The organism is Rhodococcus tibetensis (genome assembly GCF_024438035.1).
In the GTDB taxonomy this organism is placed as follows: domain Bacteria; phylum Actinomycetota; class Actinomycetes; order Mycobacteriales; family Mycobacteriaceae; genus Rhodococcus_F; species Rhodococcus_F tibetensis.
In genome coordinates, this window is the sequence record NZ_JANFQF010000006.1 from 194726 (window position 1) to 213927 (window position 19202).

Annotated in this window: 18 protein-coding genes; 17 read left to right on the forward strand and 1 reads right to left on the reverse strand. The window is 66.5% G+C overall.

Features of this window, described 5'->3' with window-relative positions; translation table 11 throughout:
• Positions 1 to 2 precede the first annotated feature (2 nt).
• The 9 genes from NOF53_RS09375 to truB all read left to right on the forward strand — a co-directional run bounded on the left by NOF53_RS09375 (position 3) and on the right by truB (position 9532).
• Complete coding sequence (locus NOF53_RS09375) at positions 3 to 356, forward strand: YlxR family protein (protein ID WP_255967563.1); 354 nt, start codon at positions 3 to 5, stop codon at positions 354 to 356.
• 105 nt (positions 357 to 461) lie between these two features.
• Complete coding sequence (infB, locus tag NOF53_RS09380) at positions 462 to 3500, forward strand: translation initiation factor IF-2 (RefSeq protein ID WP_255967565.1); 3039 nt, start codon at positions 462 to 464, stop codon at positions 3498 to 3500.
• Between the two features lie 101 nt (positions 3501 to 3601).
• The gene (locus NOF53_RS09385; protein WP_109330827.1) at positions 3602 to 3892 is read left to right on the forward strand and encodes a DUF503 domain-containing protein; all 291 of its coding nucleotides are present in this window, start codon (positions 3602 to 3604) and stop codon (positions 3890 to 3892) included.
• Between the two features lie 115 nt (positions 3893 to 4007).
• Positions 4008 to 4496, forward strand: coding sequence for a 30S ribosome-binding factor RbfA (gene rbfA, locus NOF53_RS09390; protein WP_255967568.1), 489 nt, complete (start codon positions 4008 to 4010; stop codon positions 4494 to 4496).
• Between the two features lie 11 nt (positions 4497 to 4507).
• Positions 4508 to 5509 carry a DHH family phosphoesterase gene (locus NOF53_RS09395; protein WP_255967570.1) on the forward strand — a complete coding sequence of 334 codons (1002 nt, stop codon included), beginning with the start codon at positions 4508 to 4510 and terminating at the stop codon, positions 5507 to 5509.
• A 12-nt stretch (positions 5510 to 5521) separates the two neighbouring features.
• Positions 5522 to 6886 carry an MATE family efflux transporter gene (locus NOF53_RS09400; protein WP_255967572.1) on the forward strand — a complete coding sequence of 455 codons (1365 nt, stop codon included), beginning with the start codon at positions 5522 to 5524 and terminating at the stop codon, positions 6884 to 6886.
• A 59-nt stretch (positions 6887 to 6945) separates the two neighbouring features.
• Positions 6946 to 7875, forward strand: a complete 930-nt coding sequence (locus tag NOF53_RS09405; RefSeq protein WP_255967574.1) for a metallophosphoesterase family protein — start codon at positions 6946 to 6948, stop codon at positions 7873 to 7875.
• Positions 7872 to 8525, forward strand: coding sequence for a 4'-phosphopantetheinyl transferase Npt (gene npt / locus NOF53_RS09410; RefSeq protein ID WP_255967576.1), 654 nt, complete (start codon positions 7872 to 7874; stop codon positions 8523 to 8525). The genes NOF53_RS09405 and npt overlap by 4 nt, the downstream gene beginning before the upstream one ends.
• Positions 8526 to 8617: 92 nt before the next feature.
• Entirely contained in the window at positions 8618 to 9532 is a 915-nt protein-coding gene (gene truB / locus NOF53_RS09415; protein WP_255967578.1) for a tRNA pseudouridine(55) synthase TruB, read from the forward strand.
• A gap of 1 nt (position 9533) precedes the next feature.
• On the opposite strand, the gene NOF53_RS09420 is transcribed toward truB, so the two are convergent.
• The gene (locus NOF53_RS09420) at positions 9534 to 10247 is read right to left on the reverse strand and encodes a metal-dependent transcriptional regulator (RefSeq protein WP_255967580.1); all 714 of its coding nucleotides are present in this window, start codon (positions 10245 to 10247) and stop codon (positions 9534 to 9536) included.
• A 162-nt stretch (positions 10248 to 10409) separates the two neighbouring features.
• Here NOF53_RS09420 and NOF53_RS09425 point away from each other — a divergent pair, with 162 nt between their 5' ends.
• The 8 genes from NOF53_RS09425 (at position 10410) to NOF53_RS09460 (ending at position 19183) form a co-directional block, all read left to right on the forward strand.
• Positions 10410 to 11384 carry a bifunctional riboflavin kinase/FAD synthetase gene (locus NOF53_RS09425; RefSeq protein ID WP_255967582.1) on the forward strand — a complete coding sequence of 325 codons (975 nt, stop codon included), beginning with the start codon at positions 10410 to 10412 and terminating at the stop codon, positions 11382 to 11384.
• A gap of 112 nt (positions 11385 to 11496) precedes the next feature.
• Positions 11497 to 11766 carry a 30S ribosomal protein S15 gene (gene rpsO / locus NOF53_RS09430; RefSeq protein WP_213571708.1) on the forward strand — a complete coding sequence of 90 codons (270 nt, stop codon included), beginning with the start codon at positions 11497 to 11499 and terminating at the stop codon, positions 11764 to 11766.
• Between the two features lie 313 nt (positions 11767 to 12079).
• Positions 12080 to 14353: a polyribonucleotide nucleotidyltransferase gene (locus NOF53_RS09435; protein ID WP_255967588.1), complete on the forward strand. Its 2274-nt coding sequence runs from the start codon at positions 12080 to 12082 to the stop codon at positions 14351 to 14353.
• Positions 14354 to 14554: 201 nt separating this feature from the next.
• A complete protein-coding gene (locus NOF53_RS09440) occupies positions 14555 to 15226 on the forward strand; it encodes a HemK2/MTQ2 family protein methyltransferase (RefSeq protein WP_255967590.1) in 672 nt (223 codons plus the stop codon).
• Positions 15227 to 15339: 113 nt separating this feature from the next.
• Entirely contained in the window at positions 15340 to 16686 is a 1347-nt protein-coding gene (locus NOF53_RS09445; protein ID WP_255967592.1) for a M16 family metallopeptidase, read from the forward strand.
• Between the two features lie 32 nt (positions 16687 to 16718).
• Positions 16719 to 17825: an alcohol dehydrogenase catalytic domain-containing protein gene (locus tag NOF53_RS09450; protein ID WP_255967594.1), complete on the forward strand. Its 1107-nt coding sequence runs from the start codon at positions 16719 to 16721 to the stop codon at positions 17823 to 17825.
• Between the two features lie 120 nt (positions 17826 to 17945).
• Entirely contained in the window at positions 17946 to 18704 is a 759-nt protein-coding gene (dapB, locus tag NOF53_RS09455) for a 4-hydroxy-tetrahydrodipicolinate reductase (protein WP_255967596.1), read from the forward strand.
• Positions 18701 to 19183, forward strand: coding sequence for a hypothetical protein (locus tag NOF53_RS09460; RefSeq protein ID WP_255967598.1), 483 nt, complete (start codon positions 18701 to 18703; stop codon positions 19181 to 19183). The genes dapB and NOF53_RS09460 overlap by 4 nt, the downstream gene beginning before the upstream one ends.
• Positions 19184 to 19202: the final 19 nt, after the last annotated feature.

Genomic DNA, 19202 nt, shown 5'->3' on the forward strand with positions numbered 1-19202 from the left:
CAATGGTTCAGCACGAGCTCCCGGATTTCACGCGCGCCAGTGCCGGTTCGCCGGTACGAACATGCATAGGATGTAGGGAGCGCGCGTTGGCTCTCGATCTGCTCAGGGTCGTGGTAGGTGAGAGTGGGCCGCAAGGTCATATACTCGTCCCCGATCCACGACGCAGGCTTCCCGGACGAGGTGCGTGGCTGCACCCCGATCAGGCTTGCCTGAGTCTCGCGGAACGACGCCGAGCTTTCGGCCGAGCGCTGCGAGTCGCCGGAAGTGTGGATTCGTCAGAGATCGAACATTGGGTACGAGCAGAACGCACACGCAGAGCAGTACCTCTCGAACAGAACAGGCACAAGCACTCATGAGCACACCGTGAAGCACCAGCGATGATCGTCCATCGGAGATAACCCGAGGTCGTGCGGGCCCCCTTCAGGGGAGCCTCCTGCTCGACCTCATCAGTGAGGAGAGCAGTGGCAGGCAAGGCCCGCGTGCACGAGTTGGCTAAAGAACTCGGTGTCACTAGTAAAGAATTACTCGCAACGCTCAAGGAGCAGGGCGAGTTCGTGAAGTCGGCGTCCTCCACGGTGGAGGCGCCCGTCGCCCGACGTCTGCGGGAGTCGTTCCCGAAGTCTTCGTCCGCCGAATCCGCGGCAGGCCCGGCGGCCAAGCCCGGCGCACCCGCGGCGAGCGCACCGTCGACGACGTCGGCCAAGCCGGGCGGACCCCGTCCCGGCCCCAAGCCGGCAGCACCCGCTCCGGCAGCACCCGCTCCGGCAGCACCCGCTCCGGCAGCACCCGCTCCGGCAGCACCGGCTCCGGCAGCACCGGCTCCGGCGCAGGCACCCGCAGCAGCCGCTCCGGCAGCTCCCGCCGGCAATGCACCCAAGCCGGGTCGTCCGGCTCCGGCTGCTCCGGCGCCCGCTGCGCCGTCGGCTCCGGCCGCCAGCACACCGTCGGCTCCGGCCGCCAGCACACCGTCGGCTCCGGCCGCCAGCACGTCGTCGGCTCCGGCTGCCAACGCGCCCGCGGCTCCGTCCACAGGCGCAAAGCCGGGTGGACCCCGTCCGGGTCCCAAGCCGCCTCGTGTCGGTAACAACCCGTATTCTTCGGCTCCGGCCGAGCGTCCGGCGCCGCGTCCGGCTCCCGGTGCACCCCGTCCCGGCGCGCCTCGTCCGGCTCCGGGTCAGGGCGGTCCTCGTCCGGCTCCGGGTCAGGGTGGACCTCGTCCGGCTCCGGGTCAGGGCGGTCCTCGTCCGGCTCCGGGTCAGGGCGGTCCTCGTCCGGCTCCGGGTCAGGGTGGACCTCGTCCGGCTCCGGGTCAGGGCGGTCCCCGTCCCAGCCCCGGCTCGATGCCTCCCCGTCCGAACCCGGGCGCGATGCCCGCACGCTCGGCACGCCCCGCACCCGGTGGTGGCCGCCCCGGCCGTCCCGGTGGCGCCCCCGGTGGGCGTCCCGGTGGTGCCGGCGGCGGCGGTGGATACCGCGGCGGCGGTGCCCCAGGTGCCGGTGCCGGTGCTCCCGGTGGCGGCGCACCCGCAGGTGGTTTCCGCGGTCGTCCCGGTGGCGGTGGACGCCCCGGTCAGCGCGGTGCTGCGGCAGGCGCGTTCGGTCGTCCCGGTGGCGCACCACGTCGTGGTCGCAAGTCCAAGCGTCAGAAGCGCCAGGAATACGACTCCATGCAGGCGCCCGCCGTCGGTGGCGTGCGGTTGCCCCGTGGCAACGGTGAGACCATTCGCCTCGCCCGCGGTGCCTCCCTCTCGGACTTCGCGGAGAAGATCGACGCGAACCCGGCCGCCCTCGTGCAGGCACTGTTCAACCTCGGCGAGATGGTGACGGCGACCCAGTCGGTCAACGACGAGACGCTCGAGCTGCTCGGTGGCGAGATGAACTACGTCGTCCAGGTCGTCAGCCCGGAGGACGAGGACCGTGAGCTGCTCGACAGCTTCGACCTCACCTACGGTGAAGACGAAGGCGGCGAAGAGGACCTCATGTCACGTCCGCCGGTGGTCACCGTCATGGGTCACGTCGACCACGGTAAGACCCGACTGCTCGACACGATCCGTAAGGCCAACGTCCGCGAGGGCGAGGCCGGCGGCATCACGCAGCACATCGGTGCCTACCAGGTGCTCACCGAGCTCGATGGCAACGAGCGTCTCGTGACGTTCATCGACACCCCCGGTCACGAGGCCTTCACGGCCATGCGTGCCCGTGGTGCCAAGGCCACCGACCTCGCGATCCTGGTCGTTGCCGCCGACGACGGCGTCATGCCGCAGACGGTGGAAGCGATCAACCACGCCCAGGCGGCCGACGTGCCGATCGTGGTCGCGGTGAACAAGATCGACAAGGAAGGCGCGAACCCGGACAAGATCCGGCAGCAGCTCACCGAGTACGGGCTGGTGGCCGAGGAATACGGCGGAGACACCATGTTCGTCGACATCTCGGCGAAGCAGGGCACCAACATCGATGCACTGCTCGACGCGGTGCTGTTGACGGCGGACGCTGCCCTCGACCTGCGGGCCAACCCGGACATGGACGCACAGGGTGTCGCCATCGAGGCACACCTCGACCGTGGACGCGGACCCGTCGCGACCGTGCTCATCCAGCGCGGAACGTTGCGGGTCGGTGATTCGATCGTCGCCGGCGACGCCTACGGCCGTGTACGCCGGATGGTCGACGAGCACGGCGAGGACGTACTCGAGGCAATGCCCTCACGTCCCGTGCAGGTGGTCGGTTTCACGTCGGTTCCCGGTGCAGGCGACAACCTGCTCGTGGTCGACGAGGATCGCATCGCCCGTCAGATCGCCGACCGGCGCAATGCGCGTAAGCGCAACGCTCTGGCCGCGAAGAGCCGCAAGCGGATCAGCCTCGAGGACCTCGATTCGGCCCTCAAGGAGACGTCGCAGCTCAACCTCATCCTCAAGGGTGACAACTCCGGAACGGTGGAGGCTCTCGAGGAAGCGCTGCACGGCATCCAGATCGACGACGAGGTGCAGTTGCGCGTCATCGACCGCGGTGTCGGTGGCGTCACCGAAACCAACGTCAACCTGGCCGCTGCGTCGAACGCGATCATCATCGGGTTCAACGTCCGCGCCGAGGGCAAGGCGACCGAGTTGGCGAACCGCGAGGGCGTCGACATCCGGTACTACTCGGTGATCTACCAGGCGATCGACGAGGTCGAGAAGGCCCTCAAGGGCATGCTCAAGCCGATCTACGAAGAGGTCGAGTTGGGGCAGGCGGAGATCCGTGCGATGTTCCGCTCGTCCAAGGTCGGCAACATTGCCGGTTGCCTCGTGACCTCGGGTAGCATCCGTCGCAATGCAAAGGCCCGGCTGCTGCGTGACAACACGGTTGTCGCCGAGACCGTCACCATCTCCTCGCTGAAGCGGGAGAAGGACGACGTCGTCGAGGTACGCGAGGGTTACGAGTGTGGTTTGACGGTCACCTACACCGACATCAAGGTCGGTGACGTCATCGAGGCCTACGAGCTTCGGGAAAAGCCGCGCGACTGATCTCCCCTTCCGAGTGGGTGACGTAGCAGCGTTATCCGGCGTGCGCTTCCCGGCCGACTCGATCGGCCGGGGGAGCGCACGTCTCCCCGAAGGAGGAAAGTTTGTACGTCGGTGCGCTCGAGCTCGACATCTTGCTCGGTGACGTGCGATCTCTGAAAGAGAAGCGTGCAATGGTCAAACCGGTTCTCGCGGAGTTGCGTCGCTACGGCGTTTCTGCGGCGGAAACCGGAGAACAAGACCGGTATCGCCGGTCGATGCTCGGCGTCACCATGGCGAGTTCGGCCGTCGATCACGTACACGAGGTGCTTGACACCTGCGAACGGCATGTTGCCGATCTTCCGGAGCTGCAACTCCTTGCCGTGCGGCGGAGAATTTTCGGACCCGAGGACTGACTCGGTGTGCGGTGCCCGCCGGGAGGTTGCGACGCCCCGGCGTGCAGAATGAGAAAGACAACGCAAAAGTAGGACCACAACGTTTCGAGCGGCCAGGGAGAGGAGTCTGATTGTCATGGTGGATCCCGCCCGGGCACGCAAGCTCGCCAAGCGCATCGGCACCATCGTCGCGACGGCAATCGATCACGAAATCAAGGACCCACGCCTGGCGTTCGTCACCATCACCGACACCAAGGTGACGGCCGACCTCCACGACGCCACCGTGTACTACACGGTGATGGGCGCCGACCTCGAGTCCGAACCGGATCTCGCCGCCGCTGCCGCGGGTCTGGAGAAGGCCAAGGGTGTTCTGCGCTCGAAGGTCGGTGCGGGTACCGGCGTGAGATTCACGCCGACACTGACGTTCGTCGCGGACACGGTGCCGGACACGGCCCGTCATATGGAGGAACTTCTTGCTCGCGCTCGTGCCGCGGACGACGAGGTCGCCCGCGTCGCGGCCGCGGCGTCCCCAGCGGGTGATCCGGATCCGTACAAGGAGCCACGAACCGAGGATGCCGACGACGTGGATGTCGACGAGCCGTCCGGTTCACGCCAGGCGGACTGACGCGGACCGAAATGACACACACTCAGGAGACGTCCCTGTCTGATCTCGATCGCCACGAGGTGTATCTGCCGCAGGCGGTTGCCGTCCTCGAGAACGCGACATCGGTGACGGTTCTGTGTCACGTCCAGCCCGATGCCGACACCATCGGCAGCGGTCTTGCGCTCGGATTGGTCCTCGAGCGCAAGGGCATTCCGGTGCAGGTGGCGTTCGCTGCTCCGGACGAGTTGCCGGAGTCGATGCGTGAACTGCCCGGCACCCATTTGCTGGTGCCGGCGGATCAGGTGCAGCGCAACGTCGATCTGCTGGTCACCGTCGATTGTGGCAGCGCAGGTCGGCTCGGCACGCTGGCCGGCCGTCTCGACGATGCCGGCGAGACACTCGTCATCGACCACCACCGGTCCAACACCCGTTTCGGACGGATGAATCTGGTGGACGAGTCGGCGGAATCGACTACAGCCGTTCTGGCGCAGATGTTCGATCTGTGGGGCGTGGAGATCGACGCCGATCTCGCGCACTGTCTTTACGCCGGCCTCGTGACCGACACCGGTTCGTTCCGCTGGGTCCAGCCCGGCACTCACACCCTCGCCGAGCGACTTCTCGCGACCGGCATCGACGGCGCCCGTATCGCCCGGAGACTGCTCGATACCCATCCCTTCGGCTGGTTGCCGATGCTGTCCACCGTGCTGGGCTCGGCCACCTTCGTTCCCGGCGCAGCAGACGGCCGGGGTCTCGTCTATGCCGTCATTCGACAGGCCGATGTCCACGGTCTGCGCTCCGAGGAAATCGAGAGCGTCATCGACATCGTCCGTACGACATCGGAAGCCGAGGTCGCCGCGGTCCTCAAAGAGGCCGCCGACGGCACCTGGTCCGTGTCGTTGCGATCGAAGTCCGATGTAGACGTATCGCTCGTCGCCGGATACCTCGGCGGTGGGGGGCACCGCTTCGCGGCCGGTTACACCGCGGTCGCGTCCGTCGACGAGATCGTTGCGGCACTCGTCGAGTCGCTCGGCTGAGGGTCGGGTCTGTTGGCAGAAGTCTCGAAGGTTTCGGGTGATGCCACGGCCCGGACAGTGTTCGGTCTCGCGTTGCCCGCTCTGGGGGTGCTTGCTGCCGAACCGATCTATCTCCTGTTCGACATCGCCGTCGTCGGCCGGCTCGGCGCGTTGGCACTTGCGGGACTCGCGGTCGGGGGACTGATCCTGGCGCAGGTCAGCACTCAGCTGACCTTTCTGTCCTATGGGACCACCGCCCGCGCATCCCGGATGCACGGTGCCGGTGACGAGCGTGGCGCCGTCCGCGAGGGTGTCCAGGCGACGTGGCTGGCGCTGGCCATCGGCGTGACGGTCGTCGCCGTCGCTCAACTGCTGGCAGGTCCCGTAACGTCGGTGATCGCCGGTGGCTCCGACATCGCGGACGCGGCGGAGAGCTGGCTGCGCATCGCCGTGTTCGGCGCCCCCTTGATCCTGATCGCCATGGCGGGCAACGGCTGGATGCGCGGCATGCAGAACACCGTCAGGCCTCTGCGGTTCGTCATCGCGGGTCTTCTCCTGTCGGCGATCGCGTGCCCGGTCCTCGTGCACGGACTGTGGGGCGCACCGCGACTGGAACTCGCGGGTTCGGCCGTCGCGAATGTTGCCGGCCAGGCCGTGTCGGCGAGCCTCTTCGTCGGCGCGCTGGTGATCGAACGGGTACCGATGCGACCACAGTGGCGCGTGATGCGCGCTCAGATGGTCCTCGGCCGGGATCTCATCCTCCGGAGCCTGGCGTTCCAGGCGTGCTTCCTCTCGGCGGCCGCAGTGGCGTCCCGGTTCGGGGCCGCAGCTGTCGCCGCACATCAGGTGGTCCTGCAGTTGTGGAATCTCGTCGCCCTGACCCTGGACTCCCTCGCGATCGCCGCCCAGGCCTTGGTAGGTGCGGCGTTGGGCGCCGGGCACGCTCGCGGAGCAACCCGCCTGTCGTGGCGCATCACGCGCTGGTCCACAGTTTTTGCGTCGGCGTTGGCCCTGATGTTCGCCCTCGGTCACGGCGTCGTACCCGAATGGTTCACCTCCGACACTGCGGTGCTGGACAGCATGGCGGTGGTGTGGTGGTTCTTCGTCGCCATCATTCCCGTTGCCGGAGTGGTGTTCGCCCTCGACGGAGTGCTTCTCGGGGCAGGAGACGTCGCGTTTCTCCGCAACGCCACCCTGGCCTGCGCACTGGTCGGTTTTCTGCCCCTGATTTGGTTGTCGATGCTCCGCGACTGGGGCCTGACGGGAATCTGGACGGGACTTACCGTGTTCATAATGCTTCGGATGCTCGCGGTTGTCTGGCGCGTCGGAACCGGTCGCTGGGCGGTGACCGGTGCCGACCTACAGGTGCGGCCCCTCTCGGGTCCTGACGCGGTGTGAAACGCGAGCCGGTGGAACAAGCGATCGACCAGGAAACATGATCGGGAAAGGGAGTGGACGTGGCAGCCAAGTTGATGGCCGTGAGCGACACCCATGTCGGACACCGGGGAAATCGCCCGATCACCGAGGAGATCTACCCCGATTCGCCGGACGACTGGCTTATCGTTGCAGGCGACGTCTCCGAGAAGACCGACGACATTCGCTGGGCCCTGAAGCTGCTTCGAAGCAGGTTCGCCAAGGTCATCTGGGTGCCTGGGAACCACGAGTTGTGGACGACGGCCAAGGATCCGGTCCAGATGCACGGCGCCGCACGCTACGACTACCTGGTCACCATGTGCCGCGAAATCGACGTCGTCACCCCCGAGGACCCGTTCCCGGTGTGGGAGGCAGAGGACGGCCCGGTCACCCTGGTTCCGATGTTCCTCCTCTACGACTACACGTTTCTGCCTGATGGAGCTACGACCAAGGCGGAAGGTCTCGCGATCGCGCGGGAGAAGAACGTGGTGGCCACGGACGAGTTCCTGTTGTCGAGCGATCCGTACGCCACCCGGGACGCGTGGTGCCGTCACCGCGTAAAGACGACGAAAGACCGGCTCGATGCTCTGCCGGCAGGCACCCGAACGGTGCTGATCAACCATTTCCCCTTGGTGCGGGAACCGACTCAGGTGCTGTGGTACCCAGAGTTCTCGCTGTGGTGCGGCACCGAGATGACGGCGGACTGGCATACCCGGTACAACGCTGTCTGCGCGGTCTACGGGCACTTGCACATTCCGCGCACCACTTACTACGACGGCGTGCGGTTCGAAGAGGTGTCTCTCGGCTATCCGCGGGAATGGCAGCGGCGTGGCCTTCCGGAGAAGTTGCTCCGGCAGATCATGCCGGTGCCGGAGTATCCGCCCGGAACGCTCAACAAGTGGGGCGGTCACTTCGAGGTCACCCCCGAGCAGGAAGCGGAAGTGGAGAAAATGCGGGCGAGGGGGGCTCTGTGATCGAGAGAATCCTGCCCTCCGGTGTGGTATCGGCAGAACTCTTCGAAGACCCCCCGGGTCTGCGTCCGCATCCGCAGGAGGAGGCGCTGATCGGGCGTGCGGTGGAGAAGCGTCGCCGCGAGTTCACCAGCGCCCGGCACTGCGCGCGACTGGCCATGGCGAAGCTGGGTGTGGATCCGGCCCCGATTCTGCGGGGCGAGAAAGGCTCCCCGGTGTGGCCTCGCGGTGTCGTCGGGAGTCTGACGCACTGTGACGGCTACCGCGGCGCCGTGCTCGGATATGCGATGCAGGTGCGGTCGGTCGGAATCGATGCGGAGCCGCACGAAGCCCTGCCGGACGGTGTGCTCGACGCGGTGAGCCTCGAAGCGGAGCGGAAATGGCTGTCGGGGACCGACAACTCGGTGCACTGGGACAGACTGCTGTTCTGTGCCAAGGAGGCGACGTACAAGGCGTGGTTCCCCCTCACCGGGAGGTGGCTCGGCTTCGAGGACGCGCACATCACCTTCGAGGCGGGGGACGGCGGCACGGGCACTTTTCATTCGGATCTTCTGATCTCGGGGGAGACCCTCGAAGGACCGCCGCTGGCGTCGTTCGACGGGCGTTGGATGGTGTCGGACGGCCTGATCATCACAACAATTGCGGTGCAGTGACAGCCGCGATTGCGGTGCACACAGTGTGAGGGTGTGTTCGGCAGCGATCGGTGATTTCGGCGCAGTGCGGCGGACTGGCAGAATCGGATCACGTGTCTGCGCGTGAAAAGCCTTCTTCCGGTCTCGTCGGCGCCGGTCTGCTCATTGTCGACAAGGACGCCGGAATTACCAGTCACGATGTCGTGGCCCGGTGCCGCAAGCTACTCGGTACCCGGAAGGTCGGGCATGCAGGCACCCTGGATCCGATGGCGACGGGCGTCCTCGTTCTCGGCGTGGAGCGGGCGACGAAGCTCCTCGGGCTTCTGGCGCTGACCACGAAGGCGTATACGGCGACGATCCGGTTGGGGCAGTCGACCGCTACTGACGACGCCGAGGGTGAGATTCTGGCGTCGGCCGATGCCTCGGCCGTGCGGAACGAGGAGATCGCCGAACAGGTGGCGGCCCTCACGGGTGAGATCTCGCAGATCCCCGCCAGCGTCAGTGCCATCAAGGTCGACGGGCAGCGTGCCCATGCCCGGATCCGTGCGGGCGAGGAAGTGGAACTGGCGGCGCGGTCGGTGACGGTCTCCCGCTTCGACGTCGTTGCGCGACGCGACGAGGACGCGTTCGTCGATCTGGAGGTCGAGGTGGAGTGTTCTTCCGGTACCTACATTCGCGCCCTCGCCCGCGATCTCGGCGCGGCGCTCGGGGTGGGTGGTCACCTCACGGTTCTGCGGCGAACGCGTGTCGGCCCCTTCACTCTGGAGCATGCCCGCACCCTCGAGCAGTTGGCCGAGGAGCCGGCGGTCAGCCTCGATATCGACGCCGCAGCGCAGACGGCGTTTCCGCACCGCCTCATCGATGAGGCGGAGGCCGAGTCCATCAGTCAGGGCCGGTGGCTCGAGCCGGTCGGGATCAAGGGTGTGTACGCCGCCATCGATCCGGGCGGCTCGACCATTGCACTGCTGCAGGAGCGCGGGAAGCGTGCCAGTTCGGTGATGGTGGTTCGTCCGGCAACGCTGAGATAGCTCACACCAACCAGATGGCCTGGGCTGCCGGACTACCCAGATCGACCGAGTCCGGACCGGCGTCGAGCCGGACCGACACCGTCCCCGCGTAGTCGCGTCGTTCCAGCACGGTCACTTCGACGTCCAGTGCCACTCCGACCGAATCGAAGTAGCGCAGCATGGCCGGGTCCGAGTCGGAGATCCGCGCGATCCTGCCGCTCTCGCCGTTACCGAAGTCGCTGAGCTGGCGGGCCGGGGGAGTAGGAACCGAACCGTCGACCGAGGGAATCGGGTCCCCGTGCGGATCCCGCTCGGGGTGACCCAGTTTGGCGTCCATCCGGTTGATCATCAGGTCGGACACGGCGTGCTCGAGTACTTCAGCTTCGTCGTGCACTTCGTCCCAGCCGTACCCCAGTTCGCGCACCAGATACGTTTCGATGAGCCGGTGGCGACGGACCATTCCGATGGCGGCAACCCTGCCCGCCTCGGTGAGCGCGATCGAACCGTACCGGGCGTGATCGACCAGTCCCTGATCGGAGAGCTTCCTGATGGCTTCCGAGACGGTCGATGCCGACACGCCGATCTTCTCGGACAGCAGCTTGGTTGACACCCGCTCCTGGGACCACTCCCCAGTGGTCCAGATGACCTTGAGGTAGTCCTGCGCCACTGCCGACAGGGAGCCGGTCTCCGATGCCGAGTCCTCGGTCGCGATCTGGTCATTTTTGTTTCCGGCCACGCCCCGAGCTTAGGCAAGTCTTACCGTGGAGACACATCGACACACCTGGACGGCGGGGTTGCGCAGGCCGAACGGCGGGGTGGCGCCACTTCCCCTACGCGAAACCGGGTGACGCCCGGTCCGGAGATGAACATCGGCGCGCCGCACCGTAGGCTGCCAGTCGTGCTGAGATGGCGTGGTCTCGACGAGGTTCCTGCCGACTGGGGTCGTTGTGTACTCACGATCGGCGTATTCGATGGCGTGCACCGAGGTCACGCCCAACTGATCAGCCGGGCGGTGTCGGCTGCACGCAAGCGTGGAATACCCAGCGTGCTCATGACTTTCGACCCACATCCCATGGAAGTGGTTCGCCCGGGCAGTCATCCCGCCCAGCTGACGACGCTGGCCCGGCGAGCCGAACTCGCGGAGGACCTCGGTATCGACGTGTTCTGCGTCATGCCGTTCACCGCCGAATTCATGAAGCTGACGCCGGAGCGTTACGCCCACGAGATCCTCGTGGAGCGCCTGCATGTGGCGGAGGTCGTCGTCGGTGAGAACTTCACGTTCGGCAAGAAGGCTGCCGGCAACGTCGACCTGCTGCGTCAGATCGGCGACCGGTTCGGCTTCGCGGTCGACGGCGTGACGTTGCTCGCCGAGCATGCCGTGACGTTCTCCTCCACCTATATCCGATCGTGCGTGGACGCCGGCGACATGGCCGCCGCGACGGAGGCCCTGGGCCGGCCGCACCGCGTGGAAGGGGTGGTCGTCCACGGCGACGGCCGGGGGCGTCAGCTCGGCTACCCTACGGCCAACGTCGCGCCTCCGATGTACGCGGCCATTCCGGCGGACGGGGTGTACGCGGCCTGGTTCACCGTGCTCGGGCACGGGGTCGATCTGGGAACGGTCACCTCGGGGGAGCGCTACATGGCGGCCGTCTCGGTCGGCACCAACCCCACTTTCTCGGGCCGCACCCGCACTGTGGAGGCCTTCGTTCTCGATCGCGAGGCCGACCTCTACGGGCAGCACGTCGCCGTCGACCTGGTGGAGCGACTGCGCGGGATGGAGAAGTTCGATTCCGTCGACGATTTGATCGTCGCGATGGGACGCGACGCGGAGCGGTCGCGCGAGATCCTGTCAGCCTCGGATAGCGCGCCGTAAACTAGCCTCATTTCAGCTGGTAAAGTGGTCCGCTGGCGTGTGCTGCGGTTCGCGGTGGCCGCGTCGAATATCGATCCTTTGCACGCGAACGTCATTACCAGGAGTGAAACCAGTGGCATTGACCACCGAACAGAAGAAGCAGGTTCTGGGCGAGTACGGCCTGCACGAGACCGACACCGGTTCGCCGGAGGCGCAGGTGGCAATGCTCACCAAGCGCATCGTCGATCTCACCGAACACCTCAAGATGCACAAGCACGACCACCACTCCCGCCGCGGCCTGCTGCTGCTGGTCGGACGCCGTCGTCGTCTGCTCAAGTATGTCCAGAAGGTCGACATCGAGCGTTACCGCTCGCTGATCGAGCGTCTCGGCCTGCGTCGCTGAGTTTCGTGGCACGGCGATCTTTCGATCGCCAATCACTCCGGTAGCCGGCGTGGCCTTGCTTACACTGGGCCTCGCTGGCTATCGGCGTTCGCTGCCGTAGGGCAGCACTACCGTATGCACCCGAGAATGTGGTGTCGGTCTTCGGTAGTGGTCTTCCGGACACGGTCCGGGGGACTTCGATCGACGGCCGCCTCCGCACAGCGACATCCCGAGAACTCGAGAGGGGGATGTCCCTCAGGTGCGCAGTTCTCGCCAGGAGGGTGAGAACGCCCGCGCGGGTACGGCGAAGACGAGAGGGAAGTGAAAAGAAGAGATGACAGAAAATTCAGCAGTAGAGATCGATGAGGGCGTGTTCGAATCCACCGCCGTGATCGACAACGGGTCCTACGGCACCCGCACCATTCGATTCGAGACCGGCCGCCTCGCTCAGCAGGCCGCCGGCGCAGTCGTCGCCTACCTGGACGACGAGACCATGTTGCTGTCGGCTACGAGCGCCAGCAAGCACCCCAAAGAGCACTTCGACTTCTTCCCCCTGACGGTGGACGTCGAGGAGCGGATGTACGCAGCCGGCCGCATTCCAGGCTCGTTTTTCCGTCGTGAGGGCCGCCCCTCCACCGACGCCATCCTCACCTGCCGTCTGATCGACCGCCCGCTGCGCCCGTCGTTCGTCGACGGCCTGCGCAACGAGATCCAGGTCGTCGTCACGGTGATGAGCCTCAACCCGCAGGACCTCTACGACGTGGTCGCCATCAACGCGGCGTCGGCATCCACCCAGATCGCGGGTCTGCCGTTCTCCGGTCCCGTCGGTGGTGTGCGGGTCGCGCTCATCACCTCGGAGGAGAACAAGGCCGGCCAGTGGGTGGCATTCCCCACGGTCGCGCAGCTCGAGAACGCAGTCTTCGACATGGTCGTGGCGGGCCGAATCGTCTCCGGTTCCGGCGACGACGCCGACGTCGCGATCATGATGGTCGAGGCCGAGGCCACCGACAACGTGATCTCGCTGATCGACGGTGGCGCGCAGGCTCCCACCGAGTCGATCGTGGCCGAGGGCCTCGAGGCTGCCAAGCCGTTCATCGCGCGGCTGTGCACCGCTCAGCAGCAGCTCGCGGGCAAGGCGTCCAAGCCCACCGGTGATTTCCCCGTCTTCCCGGCATACCAGGACGACGTGTTCGCCGCGGTCGAAGAGGCTGCCGCCGAGAAGCTGAGTGCCGCACTCACCATCGCCGGCAAGCAGGAGCGCGACGACAAGACCGACGAGGTCAAGGTCGAGGTGCTCGAGCAGGTGGCACCGAAGTTCGAGGGGCGCGAGAAGGAAATCGGCGCAGCGTTCCGCTCGCTGACCAAGAAGCTGGTCCGCCAGCGCATCCTGCGTGACCAGTTCCGCATCGACGGCCGTGGTATCACGGACATCCGTTCACTGTCGGCCGAGGTCGCGATCGTTCCGCGTGCACACGGTTCCGCTCTGTTCGAGCGCGGCGAGACCCAGATCCTGGGTGTCACCACCCTCGACATGGTGAAGATGGCGCAGCAGGTCGATTCGCTCGGACCCGAGACGAGCAAGCGGTACATGCACCACTACAACTTCCCGCCGTACTCCACCGGTGAGACGGGACGCGTCGGTTCGCCGAAGCGCCGCGAGATCGGCCACGGCGCCCTGGCCGAGCGGGCACTCATGCCCGTGCTGCCGAGCGTCGAGGAGTTCCCCTACGCCATCCGTCAGGTCTCGGAGGCTCTGAGCTCCAACGGTTCCACCTCGATGGGTTCGGTGTGTGCCTCGACGCTCGCACTGCTCAACGCCGGTGTGCCGCTGAAGGCCCCGGTCGCCGGTATCGCCATGGGCCTCGTCTCCGACCAGGTCGACGGTGAGACCCGTTACGTCGCGCTCACCGACATCCTCGGTGCCGAGGACGCCTTCGGCGACATGGACTTCAAGGTCGCGGGCACGAAGGACTTCGTCACGGCCCTGCAGCTCGACACGAAGCTCGACGGCATCCCGTCCAAGGTCCTCGCCGGCGCGCTGTCGCAGGCCAAGGACGCGCGTGCGACGATCCTCGAGGTCATGGCCGAGGCCATCGACACCCCCGACGAGATGAGCCCGTTCGCCCCGCGCGTCACGGCCATCAAGGTCCCCGTCGACAAGATCGGTGAGGTCATCGGCCCCAAGGGCAAGATGATCAACTCCATCACCGAACAGACCGGCGCCAACATCTCCATCGAAGATGACGGCACCGTGTTCGTCGGTGCGACGGACGGCCCGTCCGCGCAGGCCGCGATCGACATGATCAACGCCATCGCCAACCCGCAGCTGCCGAAGGTCGGCGAGCGGTTCCTGGGCACGGTCGTCAAGACCACCGCCTTCGGTGCGTTCGTGTCGCTCCTCCCCGGCCGCGACGGATTGGTGCACATCTCGAAACTGGGCAGCGGCAAGCGCATTGCCAAGGTCGAGGACGTCGTGAGCGTCGGCTCCAAGTTGCGGGTCGAGATCGCCGACATCGACAACCGCGGCAAGATCTCGCTGATCCCGGTCGAGGAGGACGGCGCTGCGCCGGCCACCGAGCAGAGCGAAGAGCAGGTAGCCGAGAAGTAGATTACTTCCGGCTCGTGCCGAGCGGCCCCGCACGTAACTCGTGTGGGGCCGCTCGCGTGTTCGGGACGTCTGTCAGCGGCGGGTGCCGTGCCGGCTCGGCTGCGATCCGACGTGAACACCGGGTGAAATGCGGCCAGTCGAGTTGCATGTAACTGCGGGTACCTCCCAACCTGGTAGGAACGGTGAGGGAGGGAGCCGATCATGTTGTTTCGCCTGCCGGGGGTGTATCGGCCTCAGCGCGACACCTGGTTGCTCGCCGGAGAACTGACCGGACGAGAACTCGGTCCAGGCACGCGTGTGCTCGATTTGTGCTGTGGTACCGGCGCATTGAGCGTCGCCGCGTGTGAGGCGGGTGCGGGGTGGGTCACCGCCGTCGACGTGTCCCGTCGCGCCGCGATCAGTACTTGGCTCAACTGCAAGCTGAACCGCCGGACCGTGCGGGTGGTACGGGGGGATCTCGTCGAACCTGTGCGGACGCTGCGCTTCGACGTGGTCGTGGCCAATCCGCCGTACTCGCCGGCTTCGGACGATGCCACACCCGGGCGCGTCCTCGGGCTGGCCTGGGACGCCGGAATCGACGGGCGCGCCGTCCTCGACCGCATCTGCGTCGAGGTCCCGCAACTCCTCGCTCCTGGCGGCACTCTTCTCCTCGTCCAGTCCGCCCTGAACAGCGTGGAGAAGTCGCGAACCATGCTCGAGGAGCGAGGGCTGTGCGTGGAGGTGGTGGCGTCCGAGGACGTCCCCTTCGGTCCGGCACTCTCCGGCCGCACGCGGATGCTGGAGGAGCGGGGGATGATCCTCCCGGGGCAGCGAACCGAGCGAATCGTCGTTCTCGCGGCCACTGATGTGCGGTCGCGAGACCGTGCTCGCTGAGGCGGCTTCGACGAGTCGGTGTGTGCCGGAGGCGGGAAACGGGTCGGTCGGTGTCTCCGTGTAAAGTTTGGCGTTCGACGTCGCCCAGCTTCCGAGGACCGCTGAACCACTACATGGCCAAGATCGATCGCCGCCGCACTGCGGCCCCCACTGCAGCGTCGACCCTGCGTGAATCCGAGCCCGGTGTCGAACGCACCGTGCTCTCCGGCGGCCTGCGGGTCGTCACCGAATACGTTCCCGGTGTCCGATCCGCATCCGTCGGCGTCTGGGTCGGTGTGGGATCCCGAGATGAGCAACCCACGGTCGCGGGGGCAGCGCACTTCCTCGAGCACTTGCTCTTCAAGGCGACACCCTCACGCAGTGCCCTCGACATCGCGCAAGTGATGGACGGTGTCGGCGGTGAACTCAATGCGTTCACCTCGAAGGAACACACCTGCTTCTACGCGCACGTGCTGGACGAGGATCTGCCGCTCGCGGTCGACCTGGTGAGCGACGTGGTGCTCCGTGGGCGCTGTCGCTCGTCGGATGTCGACGTGGAACGGCAGGTAGTCCTCGAGGAGATCGCCATGCGTGACGACGATCCGGAAGACCTGCTCGGTGATGCCTTCCTGACGGCCCTGTACGGCGACCACCCCGTGGGCCGCCCCGTGATCGGCAGCGTCGAGTCGATCGAATCGATGACCCGCACGCAGCTGCACTCGTTCCACGTTCGCCGGTACACACCGCCGCGGATGGTGGTGGCGGTTGCAGGAAACGTCGACCACGACCACACGGTGGAGATGGTGCGCCGGGCTTTCGCCGGGCACCTCGAGCATGCGGCCGAACCCGCTCCTCGCCGCGCCGGTGCGTTGCGGCTGCGCACCGCGCCCACTCTCAGCATCACCAACCGGGACAGCGAACAGGTACACCTCTCTCTGGGCGTACGGGCTTTCGGCCGGCACGAGTCGCATCGTTGGGCGCTGTCGGTGCTCAATGCCGCCGTCGGCGGCGGGCTCAGTTCCCGTCTCTTCCAGGAGGTGCGCGAGATCCGCGGGCTGGCGTATTCCGTGTACTCCGGCGTCGATACGTTCTCCGATACCGGCGCGTTTTCGGTCTACGCCGGCTGCCAGCCCGAGAACCTCGGCGAGGTCACCACGGTCATCCGGGAGGTGCTGTCCAACGTCGCCGCCGAGGGGATCACGGACGCCGAATGTGCCCGCGCGAAGGGGTCTTTGCGCGGGGGCCTGGTTCTCGGCCTCGAGGATTCGGGATCGCGGATGCACCGCATCGGCCGCAGCGAGTTGAACTACGGCAACCATCGCAGTATCGCCGAGACCTTGGCGAAGATCGATGCGGTCACGACCGACGAGGTTCGCGATGTGGCGAGGGTGCTTCTGCAGCGCCCCTTCGGCGCCGCCGTCGTAGGACCGTATCGGCGCAAACGAGACCTGCCCGCCTCGGTGCGTGGCATCGTCCGGTAGCGAGCTATCCCGACGGCAGGAGGGCGTGCGAGATGAAAATTCGTGGAGCAGTACTCGAAGAGATCGGCCGAAGACGTCCCTTCGCGGAGTCCGCGCCCATCTCGATCGCCGAACTGGAATTGGACGAGCCGGGTCCCGGTGAAATCCTGGTCCGGATCGAGGCTGCGGGACTGTGTCATTCGGACTTGTCCGTCGTCGACGGCAACCGGGTCCGACCGGTGCCGATGTTGCTCGGTCACGAGGCAGCAGGGCGAGTCGTGCAGCTGGGCGCCGGTGTCGACGACCTCACGGTCGGGCGACGGGTCGTCATGACTTTTCTGCCGCGCTGCGGTGAGTGTGAAGGCTGCGCCACCGACGGTCGGATGCCGTGCGTGCCGGGTACGAAAGCCAACAATGACGGAACACTGCTCGACGGCGGCTCACGCCTTCATAGAGGCGTGGAAGCGGTACATCACCACCTCGGAGTGTCCGGGTTCGCCACGCATGCCGTGGTCAACCGCCGCTCGGTCGTTCCCGTCGGTGACGACGTGCCCGCCGATGTGGCCGCGGTACTCGGATGCGCTGTCCTCACCGGAGGCGGCGCCGTTCTCAATGCCGGCGATCCGCAGCCCGGTCAGGCCGTGATGGTGGTGGGTCTCGGTGGTGTCGGGATGGCCGCGATTCTCACCGCGGTCTCACGGGGTGCGGGAGAGGTCATCGGGGTCGACTCGGTGCCGGAGAAGCTCCAGGCCGCACTCGAACTGGGAGCGACGTCGGTTTACACGCCGGCCGAACTGATGCAGGCGGGCGTCCGGGCTCCGATCGTGATCGAGGCCGCGGGTAATGCGCGGGCATTCGAATCCGCCGTGTCCGCCACCGCCCCCGGCGGAAAGACGATCACCGTCGGACTGCCGTCCCCGCAAGCGCGTTCGTCGATCTCACCGCTGACCCTTGTGGCCGAGGCCCGCACGATCATCGGCAGCTACCTCGGATCAGCGGTTCCCTCCCGGGACATCCCCGTCTACGAGGATTTGTGGCGCTCGGGAAAGCTGCCGGTGGAGAAGCTGATCTCGTCCCGTATCTCACTCGACCAGATCAACCACGGCATGGACGAGCTCGCCGAGGGCCGTGCGATTCGCCAGATCATCGCCTTCGACTGATCGCACCCACCCGCCCGCGACGAGACGAAGATCTCCCGGTCGGCACCTGCGCTTCGGCCGTCACCTGGTGGTTGCGTAGGCTTCCGGGCGAATCGATGTGACTGGACGGAGCGTGGAGCAGTGAGCGCAGCAGCACCCATCAGGGTCGGGGTTCTCGGAGCCAGGGGCAAGGTAGGCCGAGCGATCTGCGAGGCGGTGGAGCAGGCGCCTGACCTCGAGCTCGTGGCCGAGGTCGATCACGGCGACCGGTTGGAGTCGTTCGTGGACACCGGTACCCAGGTGGTCGTCGACTTCACGCACCCCGATGTGGTGATGGACAATCTGAACTTCTTGGTTGCGAACGGCATTCACGCCGTCGTGGGAACCACGGGGTTTGACGACGTCCGCCTCGACACCGTGCGGTCATGGTTGTCGGACCAGCCGTCGGTCGGGGTCCTGATCGCTCCCAACTTCGCGATCGGCGCCGTTCTGTCGATGCGCTTCGCGGAGGCGGCGGCACGATTCTTCGACTCCGTCGAGGTCATCGAGCTGCATCACCCCAACAAGGCGGACGCACCGTCCGGAACGGCCTACCGGACCGCCGCGCTCATCTCCGAGGCGCGCCGCAAGGCGGGTGTCGGGCCCAGTCCGGACGCCACCACCACCGAACTCGACGGTGCCCGCGGCGCCGACGTGGACGGAGTCCGAGTGCACTCCGTCCGGCTCGCCGGGCTCGTCGCGCATCAGGAAGTCATCCTCGGAACGCAAGGGGAGACACTGACCATCAGACACGACTCGATCGATCGCAATTCCTTCGCTCCCGGCGTGCTCCTCGGTGTGCGGCAGATCGCATCCCGTCCCGGCCTCACGGTGGGTATCGACCCGCTACTCGACCTGTGAAGAACAACGAGTCGACCAAGACCGTCGTCACGATCGCACTGCTGGTGGCGGCGCTCGTGTTCTACTTCGTCCTGCTCGGGCAGCGAGGGATCGCCTTGATCCAGGACGGCGGGTTCGCCGCAGTCGGTCTCGGCATCGGCGTTCTCCTCCTTCCGTTCCTGGGTGCGTGGATCGTCTACGCGACGCTCCGCGCAGGTCTGCAACATCAGAAGCTCGCCCGTCGCATCTTCGACGAGGGTCTCGAACTAGATGTCACGGATCTGCCGAAGCGTCCGTCCGGACGGATCGACCGGGACGCCGCCGACGCCCTCTTCCAGCAGATCAAGACCGAATGGGAAGCGGATCCGGACAACTGGCGGAGCTCGTACCGGCTCGCCCGCGCCTACGATTACGCCGGAGACCGCGGCCGCGCCCGGGAGACGATGAAGCGGGCCGTGGAACTCGAGCGCATCGAACGGGAAGGCGAGGGCGGGCAGTAGTGCGGGGACCGGTCGTACG

Excerpts from the sequence above, each read along its gene's own strand:
- NOF53_RS09395 (WP_255967570.1), top strand. The coding sequence starts at position 4,508 with ATGACACACACTCAGGAGACGTCCCTGTCTGATCTCGATCGCCACGAG.
- rbfA (WP_255967568.1), top strand. The coding sequence starts at position 4,008 with ATGGTGGATCCCGCCCGGGCACGCAAGCTCGCCAAGCGCATCGGCACC.
- NOF53_RS09445 (WP_255967592.1), top strand. The coding sequence starts at position 15,340 with ATGGCCAAGATCGATCGCCGCCGCACTGCGGCCCCCACTGCAGCGTCG.
- NOF53_RS09440 (WP_255967590.1), top strand. The coding sequence starts at position 14,555 with ATGTTGTTTCGCCTGCCGGGGGTGTATCGGCCTCAGCGCGACACCTGG.
- NOF53_RS09450 (WP_255967594.1), top strand. The coding sequence starts at position 16,719 with ATGAAAATTCGTGGAGCAGTACTCGAAGAGATCGGCCGAAGACGTCCC.
- NOF53_RS09435 (WP_255967588.1), top strand. The coding sequence starts at position 12,080 with ATGACAGAAAATTCAGCAGTAGAGATCGATGAGGGCGTGTTCGAATCC.
- NOF53_RS09375 (WP_255967563.1), top strand. The coding sequence starts at position 3 with ATGGTTCAGCACGAGCTCCCGGATTTCACGCGCGCCAGTGCCGGTTCG.